Annotated in this window: 21 protein-coding genes; 13 read left to right on the top strand and 8 right to left on the bottom strand. The window is 59.2% G+C overall.

Annotated features, from left to right (window positions below; translation table 11 throughout):
* Window positions 1-86 precede the first annotated feature (86 nt).
* The 8 genes from hisD to Z947_RS0109405 all read left to right on the top strand — a co-directional run bounded on the left by hisD (window position 87) and on the right by Z947_RS0109405 (window position 7,244).
* Entirely contained in the window at window positions 87-1,397 is a 1,311-nt protein-coding gene (gene hisD / locus Z947_RS0109440; protein ID WP_025044063.1) for a histidinol dehydrogenase, read from the top strand.
* Entirely contained in the window at window positions 1,394-2,155 is a 762-nt protein-coding gene (locus Z947_RS0109435) for an SDR family NAD(P)-dependent oxidoreductase (RefSeq protein WP_025044062.1), read from the top strand. The genes hisD and Z947_RS0109435 overlap by 4 nt, the downstream gene beginning before the upstream one ends.
* On the top strand, window positions 2,152-3,132 hold the full coding sequence (locus tag Z947_RS0109430) for a zinc-dependent alcohol dehydrogenase (RefSeq protein ID WP_025044061.1): 981 nt from the start codon (window positions 2,152-2,154) through the stop codon (window positions 3,130-3,132). Before Z947_RS0109435 ends, Z947_RS0109430 begins: the two co-directional genes overlap by 4 nt.
* A 48-nt stretch (window positions 3,133-3,180) precedes the next feature.
* Window positions 3,181-3,687, top strand: coding sequence for a decarboxylase (locus Z947_RS0109425; protein WP_025044060.1), 507 nt, complete (start codon window positions 3,181-3,183; stop codon window positions 3,685-3,687).
* The gene (comE, locus tag Z947_RS0109420; protein ID WP_025044059.1) at window positions 3,684-4,238 is read left to right on the top strand and encodes a sulfopyruvate decarboxylase subunit beta; all 555 of its coding nucleotides are present in this window, start codon (window positions 3,684-3,686) and stop codon (window positions 4,236-4,238) included. Before Z947_RS0109425 ends, comE begins: the two co-directional genes overlap by 4 nt.
* Window positions 4,238-5,344, top strand: coding sequence for an alpha-hydroxy acid oxidase (locus Z947_RS0109415; RefSeq protein ID WP_025044058.1), 1,107 nt, complete (start codon window positions 4,238-4,240; stop codon window positions 5,342-5,344). The genes comE and Z947_RS0109415 overlap by 1 nt, the downstream gene beginning before the upstream one ends.
* Window positions 5,345-5,436: 92 nt before the next feature.
* Complete coding sequence (locus Z947_RS0109410; RefSeq protein ID WP_025044057.1) at window positions 5,437-7,059, top strand: FAD-dependent oxidoreductase; 1,623 nt, start codon at window positions 5,437-5,439, stop codon at window positions 7,057-7,059.
* 2 nt (window positions 7,060-7,061) lie between these two features.
* The gene (locus Z947_RS0109405) at window positions 7,062-7,244 is read left to right on the top strand and encodes a DUF2783 domain-containing protein (RefSeq protein WP_025044056.1); all 183 of its coding nucleotides are present in this window, start codon (window positions 7,062-7,064) and stop codon (window positions 7,242-7,244) included.
* 4 nt (window positions 7,245-7,248) lie between these two features.
* On the opposite strand, the gene ptsP is transcribed toward Z947_RS0109405, so the two are convergent.
* The 5 genes from ptsP to Z947_RS0109380 form a co-directional block, all read right to left on the bottom strand.
* Entirely contained in the window at window positions 7,249-9,498 is a 2,250-nt protein-coding gene (gene ptsP / locus Z947_RS0109400) for a phosphoenolpyruvate--protein phosphotransferase (protein WP_025044055.1), read from the bottom strand.
* A 167-nt stretch (window positions 9,499-9,665) separates the two neighbouring features.
* Window positions 9,666-10,904: an aspartate kinase gene (locus Z947_RS0109395; protein ID WP_025044054.1), complete on the bottom strand. Its 1,239-nt coding sequence runs from the start codon at window positions 10,902-10,904 to the stop codon at window positions 9,666-9,668.
* Window positions 10,905-11,081: 177 nt separating this feature from the next.
* Window positions 11,082-11,738, bottom strand: a complete 657-nt coding sequence (locus Z947_RS0109390; RefSeq protein ID WP_025044053.1) for an SDR family NAD(P)-dependent oxidoreductase — start codon at window positions 11,736-11,738, stop codon at window positions 11,082-11,084.
* 17 nt (window positions 11,739-11,755) lie between these two features.
* The gene (locus Z947_RS0109385; RefSeq protein ID WP_025044052.1) at window positions 11,756-12,184 is read right to left on the bottom strand and encodes a DUF1178 family protein; all 429 of its coding nucleotides are present in this window, start codon (window positions 12,182-12,184) and stop codon (window positions 11,756-11,758) included.
* Window positions 12,185-12,232: 48 nt separating this feature from the next.
* The gene (locus Z947_RS0109380) at window positions 12,233-12,703 is read right to left on the bottom strand and encodes an NUDIX hydrolase (protein ID WP_025044051.1); all 471 of its coding nucleotides are present in this window, start codon (window positions 12,701-12,703) and stop codon (window positions 12,233-12,235) included.
* Between the two features lie 117 nt (window positions 12,704-12,820).
* Between Z947_RS0109380 and modA the strand changes: the two genes are divergently transcribed.
* Genes modA through modC form a run of 3 tightly spaced genes read left to right on the top strand, consistent with a single transcriptional unit; the run spans window position 12,821 to window position 15,308 of the window.
* On the top strand, window positions 12,821-13,543 hold the full coding sequence (gene modA, locus Z947_RS0109375) for a molybdate ABC transporter substrate-binding protein (RefSeq protein WP_025044050.1): 723 nt from the start codon (window positions 12,821-12,823) through the stop codon (window positions 13,541-13,543).
* Window positions 13,540-14,229 carry a molybdate ABC transporter permease subunit gene (modB, locus tag Z947_RS0109370; protein ID WP_025044049.1) on the top strand — a complete coding sequence of 230 codons (690 nt, stop codon included), beginning with the start codon at window positions 13,540-13,542 and terminating at the stop codon, window positions 14,227-14,229. Before modA ends, modB begins: the two co-directional genes overlap by 4 nt.
* Entirely contained in the window at window positions 14,226-15,308 is a 1,083-nt protein-coding gene (gene modC / locus Z947_RS0109365; RefSeq protein WP_025044048.1) for a molybdenum ABC transporter ATP-binding protein, read from the top strand. The genes modB and modC overlap by 4 nt, the downstream gene beginning before the upstream one ends.
* Here modC and Z947_RS0109360 read toward each other — a convergent pair.
* Window positions 15,305-16,072 carry an EcsC family protein gene (locus Z947_RS0109360; RefSeq protein ID WP_025044047.1) on the bottom strand — a complete coding sequence of 256 codons (768 nt, stop codon included), beginning with the start codon at window positions 16,070-16,072 and terminating at the stop codon, window positions 15,305-15,307. The genes modC and Z947_RS0109360 overlap by 4 nt on opposite strands.
* 46 nt (window positions 16,073-16,118) lie before the next feature.
* Complete coding sequence (locus Z947_RS0109355) at window positions 16,119-16,607, bottom strand: GNAT family N-acetyltransferase (protein ID WP_025044046.1); 489 nt, start codon at window positions 16,605-16,607, stop codon at window positions 16,119-16,121.
* 82 nt (window positions 16,608-16,689) lie between these two features.
* Between Z947_RS0109355 and Z947_RS0109350 the strand changes: the two genes are divergently transcribed.
* The gene (locus tag Z947_RS0109350) at window positions 16,690-17,295 is read left to right on the top strand and encodes a flavin reductase family protein (protein WP_025044045.1); all 606 of its coding nucleotides are present in this window, start codon (window positions 16,690-16,692) and stop codon (window positions 17,293-17,295) included.
* Window positions 17,296-17,346: 51 nt separating this feature from the next.
* Here Z947_RS0109350 and Z947_RS0109345 read toward each other — a convergent pair whose 3' ends face one another.
* On the bottom strand, window positions 17,347-19,014 hold the full coding sequence (locus Z947_RS0109345; RefSeq protein ID WP_025044044.1) for a SulP family inorganic anion transporter: 1,668 nt from the start codon (window positions 19,012-19,014) through the stop codon (window positions 17,347-17,349).
* A gap of 220 nt (window positions 19,015-19,234) precedes the next feature.
* On the opposite strand from Z947_RS0109345, the gene Z947_RS0109340 reads away from it, so the two are divergent.
* On the top strand, window positions 19,235-20,107 hold the full coding sequence (locus tag Z947_RS0109340) for an S-methyl-5'-thioadenosine phosphorylase (RefSeq protein WP_025044043.1): 873 nt from the start codon (window positions 19,235-19,237) through the stop codon (window positions 20,105-20,107).
* Window positions 20,108-20,160: the final 53 nt, after the last annotated feature.

Here is a 20,160-nt window from a genome sequence, read left to right as displayed (position 1 = left end):
AAAGGTTTATCGCAAAATGTAAGCGCTTGCAAGGAGGGCTGTAAGCGCTTACATTCCGAGTCGCCAAGACATAGGATCTCAAAGATATGAAACGCGAATATCTCAAGAAGGCCACGCTTACCGCTAAATCGGATGCGTCCCAAACCCATGATACGGTAAAGGCCATTCTGGATGATATCGAAAGCGGCGGCGACGCAAAGGCGCTGGAATACGCTGCAAAGTTTGACCGCTACGAGGGCAATGTGATCCTAAGCGCCGAAGAGATTGAAGCTGCCTGCGCCCTTGTGCCAGAACAGCTAAAGGCCGATATCCGCTTTGCCCATGACAACGTGCGCCGATTTGCCGAGATCCAGAAATCCACCCTGACCAATGTCGAGATGGAGATCGAGCCGGGTTTCGTCGCCGGCCAAAAAGCGATCCCCGTTGATGCAGCAGGGTGTTACGTACCCGGCGGGCGCTACAGCCACATTGCATCGGCGATCATGACAGTGACCACCGCCAAGGTCGCGGGCTGTCGCCACATCGCGGCCTGTTCGCCGCCGCGCCCCGGCGTTGGTGTCGCCCCTGCCATCGTTTACGCGGCACATATTTGTGGTGCAGACAAAATTCTGGCGATGGGCGGTGTACAGGCCGTTGCGGCAATGACATTCGGGTTGTTTGATCTGCCAAAGGCGAACATCCTTGTCGGACCCGGCAACCAGTTTGTCGCCGAAGCCAAACGGATCTTGTTTGGCCGTGTGGGCATTGACATGATTGCAGGTCCGACCGACAGTTTGATCCTCGCCGACAGGGACGCAGATGCGCATATCGTCGCGACCGACCTCGTGTCACAGGCTGAACACGGTTATAACTCCCCCGTCTGGCTGGTCACGGACGACCGCGCCATGGCGGAAAAGGTCATGGAACTGGTCCCCGGTCTGATCGACGATCTGCCGGAGGTGAACCGCGAAAACGCCTTTGCCGCATGGCGCGACTACGCGGAGGTGATCCTGTGCGCCGACCGCGAAGAAATGGCCGCCTGCTCGGACGATTACGCCCCCGAACATCTGACGGTTCAAGCCGCAGACCCCGATTGGTGGCTGGACCGGTTGACCTGTTATGGCTCTCTGTTTCTGGGCGAAGAGACCACGGTTTCTTATGGCGACAAGGCATCGGGCACGAACCACGTGCTGCCGACATCCGGTGCGGCGGGATATACCGGTGGGCTGTCGGTTCATAAATACATGAAGATCGTGACCTGGCAGCGCAGCACGCGCGACGCCTCCAAACGCGTCGCCGAAGCCACCGCCCGTATCTCGCGGCTCGAAGGGATGGAAGGGCATGCCCGCGCAGCGGATGTGCGTCTGGCCAAATACTTCCCGGACGAAACCTTTGATCTATCCGTGCACGAACAGTGAGTGATCCGCGCGCCCTTTTTGATCTGACGGGCCGCGTGGCTTGTGTGACCGGTGCCAGTTCGGGGTTGGGACGGCGCGCCGCCATCACGCTTGCCCGCGCCGGTGCCAAGGTTGTGGGCGTGGCGCGCCGCCCTGAACCCTTGCGCTCACTGACGCAGGAAATCGGCGCGGATGCCGCCAGCGTCACCGCAGACATCGCCAACCGCGACGCTGTCTCTGCGCTCTGCACCAGCATCGCAGCCCCCTTTGGCCCGCCCGACATCATCGTACATGCGGCCGGCGTGAACACCCGTCAGGCCGCTGATGACGTGACCCCTGATGGATGGGATCAGACGCTAGCGCTGAACCTCACGGCACCTTTCTTCCTGTCCCAGGCCCTGATGCCCGCAATGCGCTTGAAAGGCTGGGGCAGGATTGTGAACTTTGCTTCCCTGCAAACCACCCGCGCCTTTCCCGGCGGCATCGCGTATGGGGCGAGCAAAGCCGCCATCGGCCAATTGACCCGCGCCATGGCAGAGGCATGGTCGCCCCATGGCATCACCGCCAACGCCATCGGACCGGGCTTCTTTCCGACCGAACTCACGCAAGCCGTATTCGAGGACCCCGACCGCGCGGCCCGCAATGCGGCGCAAACCTGTGCAGGGCGCAACGGCACGCTGGAGGATATGGACGGCCCCCTGCTGTTCCTGTGCTCAGATGCCTCAAATTATGTGACAGGTCAGGTACTGATGGTCGACGGGGGGTTCACCGCGAAATGAAAGCATTGGTATATGACGGTGTTGAAACGCTTGGGTTTCGCGACATGCCCGACCCTGTGCGCCACGGTGAGGATGCGCTGGTGCGCGTCGAAGCCGTTGGGATTTGCGGATCTGACATGCATGCCTATCTGGGTCATGATGCGCGACGCCCTGCCCCGCTGATCCTTGGTCATGAAGCCGCGGGCGTCATCGAGGGCGGACCTGAAAACGGCACGCGCGTAACAATCAACCCCTTGGTCCATTGCGGCAGTTGCGCCGCCTGCCTTGCCGGGCGCGAAAACCTGTGCCCCTCCCGCCAGATCATTTCGATGCCCCCGCGTGAAGGCGCGTTTGCGCAATATATCACCATGCCGCAAAGCAATCTGGTGCCGGTCCCCGATCACGTCCCACTGGACAAAGCTGCGCTGGCCGAACCCCTGGCCGTCAGCTGGCATGCCGTCCGCCTGGCGCTTGCCGCGTTGCATCCGCAGGCAGAACGCCGCGCTTTGGTGATCGGCGGGGGGGCCATCGGGTTGGCTGCATCCCTCGCGTTTAAAGCGCAGGGTGTGACACAGGTAAGCATGGTGGAACCGAACGCGCAGCGCCGCGCATTTCTGCGCGAAACCTGCGGTGAAACCGTGCTCTCCGGGGCCGAAGGCAGCTATCCGTTGGTTGTCGATGCGGTCGGATACGCCGCGACCCGCGCGACAGCCTCCGCCCATGCCACGCCCGGCGGGGTCATTGCCCACGTGGGTTTGGGCGAAGACAGCGGGGGCCTTGATATCCGCCGAATGACCTTGCAGGAAATCAGCTTTATCGGCACTTATACCTACACAGCGCAGGATTTCCGCGATACCGCCGGGGCCATCTTTGACGGACGCTTGGGGGCTTTGGACTGGTGTCAGAACCGCCCGCTTTCGCAGGGTGCACAGGCCTTTGACGACCTTCGTAACGGGCGCGTTGCCGAACCCAAGATCATGCTTGCCCCTTGGTCATAAGAACACACCGAAATCCGCATTAACGCCAATCAGGAAAGGCATTCCAACATGAACATCGACAAGAAGATCACCGATGATCTTGTCGCCAACGATATTTCTTTTGTCACCACTGTGCCCTGCAAACAGCTGGCCGGTGTGATCGATGAAATCGACGCGCGCGACGAAATTTTCCACATACCGTCCAACAAGGAAGACGAAGGCATGGGCCTGTGCGCCGGTGCTTTCATGGGGGGCAAACGCCCGGCGATCATCATGCAGAACACCGCGATTGGTGTCACGATCAATACATTGGCGACGCTGATCCAGTACTACCGCATGCCACTGCCGATGCTCATTTCCTATCGTGGTGAATTGCGCGAACCGGTGGCCTGTCAGGTGGAAATGGCCGTCCATACCAAGGCGCTGTTGGCCGAGATGAAAATTCCGACCTACCACTTCCACCACCAGTCCGATGTGGAAGAGCTGGATGCGATTTTGAAATACACCTTCATGTGCAACAAACCGGTCGCCATCCTGACCGACGCCAATTTTTGGGGAGGCTATGGCGACCAATGATCAGATCTGAAATCCTGCGCGACATCGCGCCCATCCTCCGCGACCAACTTGTTGTGTGTAACATCGGTTTGCCCAGCCAAGAGCTGCACATGATCGACGACCAGCCCACTAATTTTTATATGTTGGGCACCATGGGCCTGTCCTCCTCCATCGGTCTTGGGTTGGCATTGTCGCAAGACAAGACCGTCATTTCCATCGACGGTGACGGGTCCGTGCTGACCAACCTCGGCACCCTGCCGACCATCGCCAACAATGTCGCCGACAATTACATCTTGTTGATCATCGACAACGGATCATACGGATCGACCGGCGATCAACCGACCTATGCGGGCAAAAAGACATCGCTGACGGCGGTCGCCAAGGCCTGCGGTTGTGAGAATGTGATCGAGGTGCAGGACAAGGACCTCGGGCCTGTTTTGCAAGGCGCAATTGACAGCAAAAAGATGACGGTGATCGTCTGTAAATGCGACAGCGGCAACATCAAGTTGCCGGTCATCACAATGGACCCTGTGGTCATTCGCGACCGGTTCATGAAAGCTGTCGCAGGCTGATGTCTGCCCGTGCCATCCACGCGGCAGAGGACGCGCGGCGCATTGCCAAACGTCGCCTGCCCTGGATGGTATTCGACTATATTGACGGGGCCGCAGGGCGTGAAACGGGGGCGGCGCGCAACCGCGCGGCCCTTGATGCCATGACCCTACGGTCCCGTATCCTGAAAGACGTGCATCACCGCTCGTTATCTGTTGATCTCTTCGGCGCATCTGTTGAACGCCCTTTTGGCATTGCCCCTATGGGCATGTGCAATCTGTCTGCACCCGGTGCCGATCTGATGTTGGCGCGATTGGCCGCGCGATACAAAATACCGCATGGGGTTTCCACCGTGGCCTCCACCCCCCTAGAGCAAATCATTGATGTCGCTCAGGGGCATGCATGGTTCCAGATTTACTTTAGCGGGAATGGTGTGGGGACTTTCAAACTGATCGACCGCGCCCGCGATGCCGGATACCAGACGTTGGTGTTGACTGCGGATGTGCCCGAAGTGGGCCGCCGCCCGCGCGAACTGCGCCATGGTTTCAAGATGCCGTTTCGCATGGGCCCGAAACAATTCATCGACTTTGCGCTGCACCCGCGCTGGTCGCTGAACACGCTATTGCACGGCAAACCCGAGATGGCGAATTTTCAGATGGAGGGCTATCGTTTCGACCGGACTGAAAGCCGCGCACGCGCTGATTGGGACACGCTAAAGCAGATGCGCGACCGCTGGCAGGGCAAACTCGTCGTCAAGGGGGTGCTGGATGTCGAGGACGCTGTGATGCTAAAACAGGCCGGTGTCGACGCGATACAGGTTTCCAGCCACGGTGCGCGCCAGTTGGATAGCGCGCCTGCCCCGTTCAAGGTGCTGCCCGCGATACGCAAGGCCGTTGGTCCCGATATCCCTTTGTTTTTCGACAGCGGGCTTCGCTCGGGCGAAGACGTGCTGAAGTCGCTGCATGCGGGCGCCGATTTCACCTTTTTCGGGCGCATCTTGCAATTTGCCATCGCAGCGGGCGGTGAGGACGGGCTGAACGCCTTGTGGCAGGTCCTGAGTGACGAATTGAGCATCGCCATGGCGCAGACCGGCCTTACCGGTTTGAACGATCTGGAAAGCCAGACCTGATTGAAGAAACCTGTTGTTGGTTACAAAAGTAACTACTAACCAGTTATCGACTGGCATTTGAATGCTGCAAGATAAAATCGACGGGGAACAATATGGTTGCGTCACGTTACGAAACCGCCTTCAAACTCTATCCATACGCCAAAGTTCCAGCGCAAAGCGATGATGCGCCGCAACGCCATCCTGTTGTCATTGTAGGGGGCGGCCCTGTGGGCCTGTCGCTCGCCCTTGATCTGGGAAAAAAGGGCACGCCGGTTCTGCTGTTGGACGATCACGACGGTGCCGGACTGGGAAGCAAGGCAATCTGTTTTGCCAAACGCACGCTCGACATCGCCCACCGGCTCGGGGCCGCGGCACCGATGGTCGACAAGGGCGTCGTGTGGAATGTGGGCCGTGTGTTTCGCGGCGACGGACAGTTGTTCGGCTTTGATCTGCTGCCCGAAGACGGCCATCGCAACCCCGCCTTTATCAACTTGCAACAGCCTGAATTTGAACGCTTTCTTGTCGATGCCATCCGTGCGGCCCAAGGCGATGGTGCCCCGATCGAATTGCGCGGACGCAACCGCGTGAGCGGCCTGCACAACCATGATACCCATGTGACGCTGGACGTCGACACACCGGACGGCCCCTACCAGCTTGAGGCCGATTATCTGGTCGCTTGTGACGGCGCGCGGTCGGCACTGCGTGATATGATGGGCCTGTCCTTTGACGGGCGGGTGTTCGAGGATAATTTCCTGATTGCAGACGTGCGAATGAAAGCGGATTTTCCGACCGAACGCTGGTTCTGGTTTGAACCACCCTTTGAGGGCGCCGGCCAATCCGCGCTTTTGCACAAACAGCCCGACGATATCTGGCGGATTGATTTTCAATTGGGCTGGGACATTGATCGCGCCAAAGAGCTGGATCAGGCTAATATCCGCGCCCGCGTCGACGCCATGCTGTCCAGCCAGACAGGGACGGTGCCGGAATATGAACTGGTCTGGACTTCTATCTACACTTTCCAATGCCGCCGCATGCAACAGTTCCGCCACGGGCCAGTGTTCTTTGCCGGTGACAGCGCGCATCAGGTATCACCCTTTGGCGCGCGTGGTGCAAATTCAGGGGTGCAGGACGCCGAAAATCTGGCGTGGAAACTGGACATGGTGCTGAAAGGATACGCCGATGCGCGTCTGCTGGAGAGTTACGCAAGCGAACGGGAATTCGGTGCGGATGAGAACATCCTCAACTCTTCTCGCGCGACGGATTTCATGACCCCCAAGTCAAAGATCAGTAAAACCTTTCGCAATGCTGTCCTGGATCTGGCCGGAAAACACAGTTTTGCGCGCCCATTCGTCAATTCGGGGCGGTTATCGTTACCCTGCGTCTACGATGGTTTCGCGCTTTTCGGTCCCGACGGGCTGGACGGTCCTGCGATCACACGGCCCGGCGCGGCCTGCGTCGATGCGCCGGTTGGCGACGGGTTTCTATTGGACCATCTAAACGGGTTCACCCTGCTCGCCATCGGCGGGCCCGTCCCCGCGCCTGTTACAGCGCAGGGTGTCACACCGAAAATTGTGCATATCCCCGTCCCGTCCCCCCTGCTGACGCAACGGTATCTCGGCACAGCCGAAAAGGCGCTTTATCTGATCCGGCCTGACCAACACATCGTCGCACGCTGGTCCGGTTTTGACGCAGCGGCTGTACAGGCCGCCCTGACCACTTCACTTGCAAAGGGTTGAACATGACCTTGAACCTTACGCCGAACATCCCTGACCCAGACGGGTTTTATGATGAACTTTTGCAGGCCCATACCGGATTGAGCGATGATGAAAGTGACGCGTTCAACGCGCGACTGATCCTGATCTTGGCCAACCACATCGGGGACCGTGACGTTTTGCGCGCCGCAGTGAAGGCGGCAAAGTAGCACGTCAGGTTTGATGCTGCGCCTTCACATATTCCATCACATCCGCGCGTACAGACATCTCGCCACGTTCACGCGCGGCGTTGATAACCTCGCGGACATCTTCAAGATTGCAACGCCGCAGCAGGCTTTTAACCGGACCGATTGACGCGGGCCGCATGGACAGGCTGCGAAAACCGATGGCGGCAAAGCACAACGCCTCAACCGGACGGCCCGCATCTTCGCCACAAAATGACAGATCGGTGTTGGTGCGCGCGCAGCGTTCGACGATCCCTTCGAGAAAGGTCAGAAAGCTGACGTTCAACGTGTCATAGCGTTTGCGGACACGTTCGTTTTCACGATCCGCGGCAAAGAAAAACTGTTTAAGATCGTTCCCGCCAACCGACAGAAACTTGACCTCTTCAAAGAATTTCTCGGGTGCGAATGCAAGGCTGGGCGTTTCAAGCATGGCCCCGACTTCGATCTTGCTTGGCAACACATGACCCAGCTTTTCCTCGCGCGCGATGGCCTTGTCGACCTCACGACGCGCTGCGCGAAACTCCTCGAACTGGGCAACAAAAGGAAACATCACCGTCAAGGGTCGCCCGTTTGCCGCACGGATCAACGCTTGCAATTGCATCCGCATGACACCGGGCTTGTCCAAGCCCACCCGAATGGCCCGCCACCCCAATGCGGGGTTCGGTTCGTCATTGGGTTTCATATAGGGCAGCACTTTGTCCGACCCGATATCAAGCGTGCGAAACACCACCCGCTTGCCACCCGCCGCATCCAGTACCCGCGCATAAAGCGCCGATAACTCGGAACGTTTCGGCATCTGGTTACGCACGAGAAACTGTAATTCAGTGCGGAACAGCCCGACACCTTCAGCACCGGAACTGACCAGCGACGGCAGATCCGCCATCAACCCCGCGTTCATATCCAGTTTGACCACCGCACCACATTTCGCCTGCGCAGGTTCATCCAAAATCGCTGAATAACGTTCCTGTGCCGCCGCCTGCATCGCGATTTTATCGCGGAAAGCCGTGGCAACCATATCATCGGGGCGCAGGTGGATAATGCCCTGTTCGCCGTCCACCATGATGTGATCGCCGTTCAACGCATCATTGGTGATCCGTCCGGCATGGACGATCAACGGAATCGCCAATGCCCGCGCCACAATTGCGGCATGCGACCCGACAGAGCCGCCTTCAAGGACAATTCCGCGCAGGCTGCGCCCGTACTCCAGCAATTCCGCCGGACCGATGTTGCGCGCCACCAGAATCGGATCGGCAGGCATTTCCGCGCCGGTATCGGCCCCCTGCCCGGTCAGAATGCGCAGCAACCGATTGGAAAGGTCATCCAGATCGCTCAGACGCTCCCGCAAGTAAGCGTCGGTCGATTGGCTCATCCGGGCGCGCGCCAGCGATTGCTCCTTTTCGACAGCAGCCTCTGCGGACAACCCGCTTTGAATGTCTTCCGACATCCGACGCATCCACCCTTTGGAATTGGCGAACATCCGGTAGGTTTCCAACACCTGCTGCTGGTCCTTGTCGCCGTTAGCGGCCATTGACAGCATCTGGTCCACGCCGACACGCAGGGTATCCACCGCTTCGGTCAAACGCTCTGTTTCACGCACCGGATCATCGGCGATGACGTTGGACACGACAACACGCGGTTCGTGCAACCAGACATGACCCTCGGCCACGCCTTCCTGTGCAACGGTGCCACGCAGCAAAACCGGCTGTGAATGGCGCGCCGACATGGCAGCGCCCTCGCCCACAAAGGCACCCAACTCGGTCATCTCGGCCAGAACCATCGCAACAACTTCAAGCGCATAAACTTCATCGGCAGAAAATTCGCGCGCAGTTTTTGACTGAACCACAAGGACGCCCAGCGTTTCGCCCAGCCGCTGCACGGGCACGCCCAGAAAGCTCGAGTAAATCTCTTCACCCGTTTCGGGCATGAAACGGAAACCGACCGCTTGCGGTGCATCCGGTGTGTTAATCACACGGCGGTATTTTGCGACCCGCCCGACCAGACCTTCGCCCAGTTTCATACGGGTTTCATGCACCGCCTGCGCATTCAGACCCTCGGTCGCGCAAAGTTCCAGCGTGTCATCGTCGCGGAACAAATAGATCGAACAGACCTCGCACCCCATTGAAGTCGCAATCAGATGGGTGATCTTGTCCAAACGCTCCTGACCGGCGTGATCGCCAGCCATCGCATCGCGCAGCCTGCCTAACAGCTTGCGGCTTTCTGTCTCTGTACGCTCGGCCATACTGGCGCGTCCTTCCGGTTCAACCCAGATCAGCTTACACCACAGGCCACGCAAAAGCGAAATGGCCGATTTAGGTCGAGAGGTACAATTCTTGGTTGCAACGCGGCAATGCGCTGAAAATCAACGCCGCAGGGCGGCGCAACAATTCGCCATCCCCGCGCCCCAGATCAGGCGGCCTTGTCCAGTTCAAAGGCGTCATGCAGCGCCTGCACGGCCAGTTCCATGTATTTACGGTTGATCAGCACAGAAATCTTGATCTCTGATGTGGTGATAACCTGAATGTTGATGCCCTCATTGGACAGCACCTGAAACATCTTGGCGGCAACGCCGGTATGGCTGCGCATGCCGATGCCGACGACCGACACCTTCGCAACCTCCTGATCGGCCAACAATTCGCTGTAGTTGATCACGCCACTGGATTTCGCATCCGCCATCGCCTGTTCGGCGCGTTTGACCTGATCCACCGGACAGGACCACGTCATGTCTGTGCGCCCCTCTTCGGAGATGTTCTGCACGATCATATCCACGTTCACACCGGCATCCGACAAGGCGGAAAAGATCAACGCCGCAATGCCCGGCCGGTCCGCAACCGACACCAGCGTCATCTTGGCCTCTTCGCGGCTGAACGCCACTCCTGCAACCACATTGCTTTCCATAATTTCCTCCTCATCACAGACAAGCGTTCCGGCATCGTCCGATTGTTCTTCAAAACTCGACAGTACCCGCAGTTTCACCTTGTAGCGCATCGCCAGTTCAACCGACCGGGTCTGCAAAACCTTGGCCCCAAGCGACGCCAGTTCCAACATCTCTTCAAACGATATCTTGTCGAGCTTGCGCGCCTTGGCTTCAACCCTTGGGTCTGTGGTGTAAACCCCGTCCACATCCGTATAAATATCGCAACGCTCAGCCTCGAATGCCGCCGCAAACGCCACCGCAGTTGTGTCCGATCCACCGCGCCCCAATGTTGTGATCCGCCCCTCGGGGCTCACCCCTTGAAATCCAGCGACAACCGCAACCTTCATGCCCTCGGCAAACTTGCCCATGATGTTGGCCGGCGGAATATCCTCGATCCGCGCCGCGGAATGGGCACTGGTGGTCTGCACCGGCACCTGCCAGCCTTGCCAGGACCGCGCCGGCACATCCATCTCTTGCAATGTCAGCGCCATCAAACCAGCGGTCACATTCTCGCCCGATGACACAACCGCATCATATTCACGCGCGTCATACATCGGAGACGTCTCGTTAACCCAGCCGACCAGCTCGTTGGTTTTGCCGGACATGGCAGATACAATGACAATCACGTCATAGCCCTTGGCCACTTCAACACCCACACGTTTCGCCGCGCGGCGGATCCGGTCCAGCGTGGCCACAGAGGTGCCACCGAATTTCATCACTAGAACAGGCATTTTCCCTCGCCTCTTAAGTCCAGCGCCGTTTACGCCAGCACACCCGCAAGAGCAAGCAGGACAACGCCAAAACCCTGCCTTCCTCTTTTTGGCTCTAAATCCTGCGGAGTTTGAGGCAGCGCCTCAACGAATTTGCCCTATGCAAATTCAATAAAAGACTCGTCGCACCGCGCTACGTCAAAACGCGTGGGGGCGGCCATCCCAATTTTCAAAACATCCCGTCGTTTCAATGCTTAACGCATCAAATCGCGCCGCCAGCCCCGCAACGGCCTCATCCGTCGTAATCGCGGCCGCCTCGCCGCCCATGTCGGTCTGCACCCAGCCGGGATGGTATATCCCGACGGCAATACCGTCCGCTTTCAAATCATTGGCTAAATTCAATCCAAGGTTAAGTGCCGCCGCTTTGGAAGCACGGTAAATATAACTGCCGCTGCCGCCGCCTTCTTTTGCGCGGGCATCTGATCCCATCTGCGATGAGATGATGGCAATCTTCGAAGAGCGCGCGCGGCGCAAATGAGGCAACAAGGCCTGAATACTCATGAAAACGCCCGTCACATTCGTCGCAAAACTCTGGGCCCAAAGGTCCGCACCGTATCCTGTGTCCAGATCATCGCCTTTGTCCAGATAGACCCCCGCATTGCACACCAAAAGGTCGATCGCATGGCCTTCCAGGGTTTCGGCCATCTCCTTGTGGCTGGCGGGGCGGGTCACATCAAGTTGCAACTGAGAGGCCACAGAACGTCCCGTTCCGACAACCTCATGCCCCAACGCGCGGTAGTGTTCTGCCAGCCCTGCGCCAATACCGCGGCTGGCTCCCGTAATCACAATATTCATCGGACGTCCTTATAAACTCAGGTCAATTTCTGTTTGGGCCGGAACGGTAGCGGCATCAAGGGCACGCCTTCCTCAATCAGTTCTTTCGCCTGATCCAATCGCGCCTCGCCATAAATCGAACGTTCCGGCGCGTCGCCGATATGCATCGCGCGCGCCTCTTTGACGAAACGGTCACCAACGTAGTCCGAACTCTCTTCCACCTTCTTGCGAAACGCCTCCAGCGCCTGTTCCTTTTCGCCTGCAGGCTCGGACAAAACTGGTACTTTGGTGGTGGTCTCTTCAGAAACACGCACGCGCGGCGCCATCAGCGCCTTGGTAATCTTGCTGCTGCCGCAGGTTGCACAGCTCAGATGTCCCGCTTTTTCCAAGGCATCATAAGCAGCAGCCGATTGAAACCAGCTTTCGACGTGGTGGTCCTGGTCGCATTTAAGAGTGTATTGGATCATTTTGCTCTGTAACTCCTGCACCAGACATGGGTGCCGTCGGGCCTTTGGTCAAGAACGTTTGCGAGTGCCAGCGGGTTCAAAACTCAGGATCAACCGGGCCAGCCCCTCTTCATCAACCTTTTTCGCCGCTTTCTTGCGGGACACCCATTTGCGCCGCCGCTGTCCGCTTTCGGGAAAACTTTTTGCCAGTGATTTCACCAAGACCGGATAAAGCATCACAACACAGGACAGATCCCCACCCCAAGCGGTAGTCTTGCCGTAAGTATAGGCCCCCAGCGCTGTTTCTCCAACCTTTCCGCGCACGCCCGCTTCTTCCCATGCTTCCTGCGCCGCAGACGCCGCGGGGGTCTTACCCTCCATCGGCCAGCCCTTCGGCACAATCCAGCGTTTTGACCGCCGCGAGGTGATCACCAGAATCTGCACCTTGCCGCGGCGCACGCGATAACACAGCGCACCGAATTGCGTGCGCAGTTCGCCTTTTCGGGCACCTTGAAGTGAAAGAGGAGGCTGATCAGCCATAAAACGCCTGTTGGATTTTCGCAAAACCAGACATGAGGCGCCGCGCCGCTGATCGCAAGGACCTAGATTGCCCCATTACGCTTGTAGGGCACATCGGCTTCGCAGATAATAGAGACAATGTTACGAATTGCCGCTCTTTTGATGACCCTGTGCTTGCCCGTTGCGGCAGCAGCCCAGCAGATCACCGTTTTTGCGGCTGCCAGCTTGCGCGGCACGCTTGAAGAGATTGCGCAACAGGCACCGTCTGATCTGCGCCTGTCCTTTGGCGGATCTGGCAGCATGGCGCGGCAAGTGGCGGCCGGTGCGCCTGCCGATGTGGTCATTCTGGCCAATACGCATTGGATGGACTGGTTAACGAACCAGGGCCTGCGCACCCTTTCTACACCCACCGCGATTGCAGGCAACACGCTGGTTCTGATCACCGCGAAAGATGCCGCCCCGCTTGCCTCACTTGATGAAATCGCTGCGCGTCTTGGCAATGGCCGTCTGGCCATGGGTCAACGCGACGCAGTGCCCGCCGGCAGCTATGCGCGCCAGTGGTTACAGCACGCAGGCGTTTGGGACGCTCTCACCACGCGATTGGCCGAAATCGACAACGTGCGCGCGGCCCTTGCGCTGGTTGCACGGGGTGAAACGCCATTGGGCATTGTCTACTCCAGCGACGCCATCGCCGAACCGCAGGTGCAGGCCTTGCTGCGCGCACCGTCCGACGCCCATGATCCAATCACATATCTTGCCGCCAGCCTGTCCCCCGCTGGCGACACCTACATCGCCAATCTGCGCACCGCCGCCTCCGCCGAGATCTTCGCCAGACACGGATTTGCACCGGTGCCCGAATGAGCGCGGATGCCGCCGCTTGGGACGCCTTGCGCCTGTCGCTTTGGGTGTCGCTCTGGGCGACCCTGCTGGCCATTCCGCTGGCGCTGTGGGTGGCGTGGTTACTGGCGCGGCGCGACTTCTGGGGCAAAGCCCTGCTCAGCGCTCTTGTTCATTTACCCCTTGTGCTGCCCCCGATTGTCACCGGCTATCTGCTGCTGCTCGGTTTTGGGCGTACCGCCCCTTTGGGCCGTGCCCTTGACAGTATTGGCATCACGCTGGCGTTTCACTGGTCCGGGGCGGTGCTGGCCGCCATCATCATGGGATTTCCGTTAATGGTGCGTGCCATGCGCCTTGCCATCGAAGCCGTTGATCCCAAACTCGAAGAAGCTGCCGCAACCTTGGGTGCACCGCGCTGGTCCGTCTTTGGTCGCGTCACCCTGCCCCTGATCGCCCCGGGGATCCTGGCGGGGGCTGTCATGGGTTTTGCAAAAGCGATGGGTGAATTCGGGGCCACCATCACCTTTGTCGCCAACATCCCCGGCCAGACACAAACCTTGCCCAGCGCGATCTGGACTGCGCTGCAAATTCCGGGCGGCGAAGGACAAGCCGTCGCCATGGTCTTGATGGCCTGCGCGGTGGCCATGACGGCTGTACTCATCTCGGAATTTCTTTCCCGCCGTGTCGCCGCAAGGATCGCGGGCGCATGACACTGGACGTGGACATCACCCACCGGTTCGGGGATTTCACCCTGAATGTCGCCTTCGAGGCAAAGGCAGGCATCACCGCCGTATTCGGGCGCTCCGGCGCAGGTAAAACGACGGTGATCAACGCCGTTGCCGGACTGTTGAAACCGGACGCGGGGCGCATCGTGGCGGATGGCGTGACTCTGTTTGATCGCACCACCTTTATCTCCCCCGCTGCGCGACGATTGGGCTATGTCTTTCAGGATGCACGTCTTTTCCCTCACTTGACGGTCCGTGAGAACCTGAATTTCGGCGCACGCTACGCCCCGGCGGATGCCTCTGGTCCCGAATTTGACGATGTTACTGGTTTGCTGGGCCTCGCCCCCCTGCTTGCGCGTCGCCCTGCCAAGCTGTCGGGGGGGGAAAAGCAACGTGTGGCCCTTGGCCGTGCCCTTCTCAGCAAGCCGCGCATGTTGCTGATGGATGAACCGCTGGCCAGTCTTGACGGACCGCGCAAACAGGACATCCTGCCCTATCTTGAACGGCTGCGCGACGGGCCGCTGGGCTTGCCGATCCTTTATGTCAGCCACTCGGTCGACGAGGTCGCGCGACTGGCCGATACGCTGGTGTTGTTAAAGGACGGCCTGGTGGCGCGGGCCGGCCCGATCAGGGAGGTGCTGGCCGACCCTGCCGCCGTGCCCTTGCTTGGCGTGCGCGAGGCCGGTGCGGTGATCGAGGCAGAGGTGGTAGAACACGCGCCCGACGGGCTTAGCCATTTGCGTATCAGCGCAGGCGTGTTGCATCTGCCCGGAGTGCAGGCAGCACTTGGCACAAAGCTGCGGGTGCGGGTGCTGGCGCAAGACGTGATGCTGTCCACGCAACGTCCCGCCGGATTGTCAGCGCAAAATGTCCTGCCGGTAACAATCGAGGGGATCCAGATCGGCGATGGCCCCGGTGCGGCGGTCAGCCTGCGCGCAGGTCACGACCGTCTGCTTGCACGCATCACTGGACGGGCCGTGACCGAGTTGGATCTACATACAGGCATGACATGTTTCGCCGTGCTCAAGGCTACAAGCGTCGCACCAATCAGCATCGGGCATTAGGCGGTGACTTTGGGCTTGGCCATTTTCACTTCCAGTTGCGCGAGTAGGTCACCATGCGGCACGTCCGCGTCGATCGCGAGTTTGCGCAGGCCGAAATGCACATGCGCCACGTCCTCATAATAGCTTGTGTAGGCGTAATTCGTCGCCGCCCCTGCCACAGCCCCCAGAACCGGTACCGTTTGTGCGGCCAGTTTTTGCCCCAGAACCACGGCAAGTTTCGGCGCGATTTTGGCGATGACCGCCTGCATCGCCTTGCCCGACAACGCAAGACGGGCCGACAGGAATCCCAAGTCCGCCCCGTCATCCCCCGACAAGGGACCAGCGGCGGCAAAAACCTGTACGCAATCAAACTGAACAGACTCGGCTTCGGGATCAAACCCGTGCTCTACCGCGACGCCTTGGATCACGCGCAACAACAGCGTTGTGGTAACCGGCAGCTCCGCTAAAGCGGTCGGCAGCCCGCCCGCGCCGCCCGCAGCGCCCATCGCCGTAGAAACGGCTTGGTTCAGCCAACTTGCCTGATCGGGCACAACCGACCGGCTGGAATGGGCGGCTTTCATCGCTTGGTTCAGCGCGGTAATCGTGGCGCTTTCCAGATTGCGCCGGATCCCTTCGGGCAGCCGCTCGATCAGATTGTCCGCAGATCCGCCAATAAGGTTCAGGACATTGATCCCCAAACCACCGGCTGATTTGTACCGGCGGGCGAGTTTTTCAATCTCGGCCTCTACATCTATCGGCGTGGGCAAACTGGATTCTATCTGCATGCGAACTCCCCTTTGCCCTGTTATGTGGGGCGTCAAGGACCGGATTTCAATCCAGCCAGCGGCGCACCTTGCCGCTCACCCCGTCCCATGCGCCCGGCGCAATGGCCCGCCCCAAGACCCGCGCAGGGTTGGTCGGCGGCGGCATTTCCACATTGTTCAACACTTCAAAACCGAAGCGCCCGTAATAGGGCGCATCCCCGACCAGCATCACACGGTCCCACCCCAACGGCGCGGCATGACGCAGGCTTTCTTCGATCAAGGCGCGCCCCAACCCCTCGCCCTGTCGGGTCGGGTGTACGGCGACCGGCCCCAGCAGCAACGCCGCAACATCGCCAATGCGCACGGGCCAATACCGGATCGCACCACCCAGAATGCCGCCCGCATCGCGCGCGACATGGCTTAACCCCGTGACCGACGGTACGCCGTCGCGCAGACGATAGGACGACAACGCCTCGCGCCCCGGCGCAAAACAGGTGTCATAAAGAGCCTCGACCTCCCAATAATCCTGCGGTGTCTCCGGTGTTAACTGATACAAGTTGCGTCGCTCTTTTGAATTGCAGTGGCGTCCGCCCTAGCATGGGGGTAGCCATAGGCGCAAACCACCAAAAGGAATTCCGATGTTCTATAAGCCAAGTGAAGGTCACGGCCTGCCTCACAATCCCTTCAACGCCGTTGTAACCCCGCGCCCCATCGGCTGGATCTCGACCCGTGACAAGGATGGCAATGACAATCTTGCCCCCTACTCCTTTTTCAACGCCGTCGCCTATGTGCCGCCACAGGTCATGTTTGCCTCGACCGGTGTGAAGGATGATGTGGATGGCACCAAGGACTCGGTCGCCAACATCCGCGAGACCGGTGTTTTTTGCGCAAACATCGTCGAATACGGCGCGCGCGATGCGATGAACCTGTCCTCCGCCACCCTGCCCCACGGCGTGGATGAATTCGCCCACGCCGGCATTGATAAGCAGGAATGTGACACCATCAATTGCGCGCGTGTCGGCGGCGCGCCGGCGGCACTGGAATGCCGTATGACGCAGATTTTGCAGATCGAAGGGGCCGCGAACTATGTGGTGTTCGGCGAAGTCATCGGCGTGCATATGCGCGATGATTGCATGGTCGACGGACGATTTGACGTCACGCGCTTTGAACCGCTGTCGCGCCTTGGCTATCGCGACTATTCCGTGGTGCGCGAAGTTTTCGAAATTGTCCGGCCCGACGATTGATTTCGACATGGCGCTTTGCCCTACATCAGGGCAAAGCGCCATGCATTCAGATCAGTGACCGCCCAGAACGCCCGTGCGCACGGAGTAATCCACCGCCAGTTCGTAATCGGGGTCATCATCGCTATCGACCATCAGGTGGCCCGCTTTGGTCAGAAGGCGATGACAATCGCGGCTCAGATGTCGCAGCATGACGTGCTTGCCTGTGGTTTCGTACTTCGACGCAATCGCCTCGATCGCCTGTAGCGCGGATTGATCCACCACTCGGCTGTCGGCGAAATCAATGATCACTTTTTCAGGGTCCTCTGCCACGGTGAACAGTTCGGCAAATCCGTCGGAAGAGCCAAAGAACAGGGGCCCGTGGATCTCATATACCTTGGCCCCTTTTTCCGTATGGGATTCGCGTGTTGTCGCGTGGATGCGGCGCGCGTTGTTCCATGCATAGGCCAGCGCGGATACGATCACACCAACGACCACGGCAACGGCAAGGTCTTCATAAACCGTGACAACCGTGACCAGCAGGATCACAAAGGCATCCGTCAGGGGCACCTTGCGCAGGATCGTCAGGGAATTCCACGCGAAGGTGCCGATCACCACCATGAACATGACACCGACCAATGCGGCCAGCGGGATCTGTTCGATCAGCGACGAACCCACAAGAATGAAGAGCAACAGGAAAATCGCAGCGGCGATGCCCGCCACTCGCGTGCGTCCGCCGGATTTCACGTTGATCATCGACTGACCGATCATCGCACAACCGCCCATGCCACCAAAGAAACCGGTCACTGTGTTCGCGATGCCTTGGGCGACACACTCCTGTGACGCGCCCCCGCGGGTGTTGGTCATGTCGCCGACAAGGTTCAGCGTCAGCAATGATTCAATCAGGCCAATCGCGGCAAGGATCACCGCATATGGCGCAATGATATAAAGGGTTTCCAGCGTGAATGGCGCAAGTGCCGTACCATACAGTCCAAGCCCTTCACCAAAGGGCATATGTGGCATCGGCAATCCCCCTTCGATCGAGGCAAGGTCACCAACGCGCGGGACATCCATACCCGTAAAGATCACAACGGCGGCCACAATACCGATACCCGCAAGCGGTGCGGGGATCAGTTTGGTGATGCGCGGCATGATCCAGATGATCGCCATGGTCGCCGCGACAAGCGCGAGCATCAGATAAAGCGGCTGACCGGACAACCATTCACCGCCGCCCATGCCGTGACCGGTGTCAACCATCGTGCCGGGCACTTTGAACTGGCCCATCTGCGCAAGGAAAATCACAATCGCAAGGCCGTTCACAAACCCCAGCATCACCGGATGCGGCACCAGCCGGATGAATTTGCCCCATTGCATCACGCCCGCGAATATCTGCAACAAGCCCATTAAAACAACGGTCGCGAACAGATACTCAACGCCGTGCTGGGCGACCAGCGCCACCATCACAACGGCCAAAGCGCCTGTGGCACCCGAAATCATGCCGGGCCGTCCCCCGATCAAGGCCGTGATCAGACCGACCAGAAACGCCGCATACAAACCGACCAACGGATGCACACCGGCGACAAAGGCAAAGGCAACCGCTTCGGGTACAAGTGCCAGCGCGACAGTCAGTCCCGACAGCAGTTCGATGCGCAATCGGCCAACGGAGAACCCGTCTTCGGGCATCCATCGCAGGTCGGTAACTTCGAGGTTTTTGGTAAAGGCGTGAAACGTGGAACGCACCATCGGGCTTCCTTTTATGACTCTTGTGGGAAATAAGCCGCGAGGCTGTTCGTGCCGCTCGCTATACCAGAACGTACAGGATTCCAAGACCGCAGGCGCAATCCGCGCAGCCCCGTGCAATTCAACCCTGCGTGTGCCGCGCAAAGAGGGGTTGAAATCGCGGCCTCGCTCTGACTTCCTGACCAAAACGGTGCCCCTGTCGGGCAGAATACTGGGGGTCAGAATGACACAGACGAAAATTGCGGTGATTGGTGGCTCCGGCCTTTACGATATCGACGGTTTGACGGGCGCGGATTGGGTTACCGTCGAAACGCCGTGGGGCAAGCCATCTGACGCGATCCTGACAGGGACGCTGGACGGGGTCGAGATGGCCTTTCTGCCACGTCACGGGCGAGGTCATGTGCACAGCCCCTCTTCGGTGCCATATCGCGCAAACATCGACGCCTTGAAACGTCTGGGCTGTACCGATGTGATCAGCGTTTCGGCCTGTGGATCGTTCCGCGAGGAAATGGCACCGGGTGATTTTGTCATTGTCGATCAGTTTATTGACCGCACATTCGCCCGCGAAAAGTCGTTTTTCGGTTCTGGCTGTGTGGCCCATGTCAGCGTCGCCCACCCCACCTGTCCACGTCTTGGCGACGCTTGTGAAACCGCCGCACGGGATGCCGGGATCACGGTGCACAAAGGTGGTACTTATCTGGCGATGGAGGGGCCGCAATTCTCCACCTTGGCGGAAAGCAAAATGTACCGCGAAAGCTGGGGCGCGGATGTGATTGGCATGACCAACATGCCCGAAGCGAAACTGGCCCGCGAGGCAGAGCTTTGTTACGCCTCGGTCGCGATGATCACCGACTATGACAGCTGGCATCCCGATCACGGCGAGGTGGATGTCACGGCAATCATCGCCACCTTGATGGGCAATGCTGACAAGGGCCGTGATCTTGTGGCGCGTTTGCCTGCGTTACTGGGGGCCGAACGCGCGCCCTGCCCGCATGGCTGTGATCGTGCGCTCGAGTTTGCGATTCTAACGCAACCTGACGCCCGTGATCCCGCGTTGATGGCGAAACTGGACGCGGTGGCCGGCAGAATGCTGTAACCCCTTGTGTTCAGGGGGCGTTGCTGTCTTTCGTGATACGATAACTTTCAGGA

Source organism: Sulfitobacter geojensis, assembly GCF_000622325.1.
Taxonomy (GTDB): Bacteria; Pseudomonadota; Alphaproteobacteria; order Rhodobacterales; family Rhodobacteraceae; genus Sulfitobacter; species Sulfitobacter geojensis.
The sequence above is the reverse complement of the archived record's forward strand: the minus strand, read 5'-3'. Positions and strand labels throughout refer to the sequence as shown.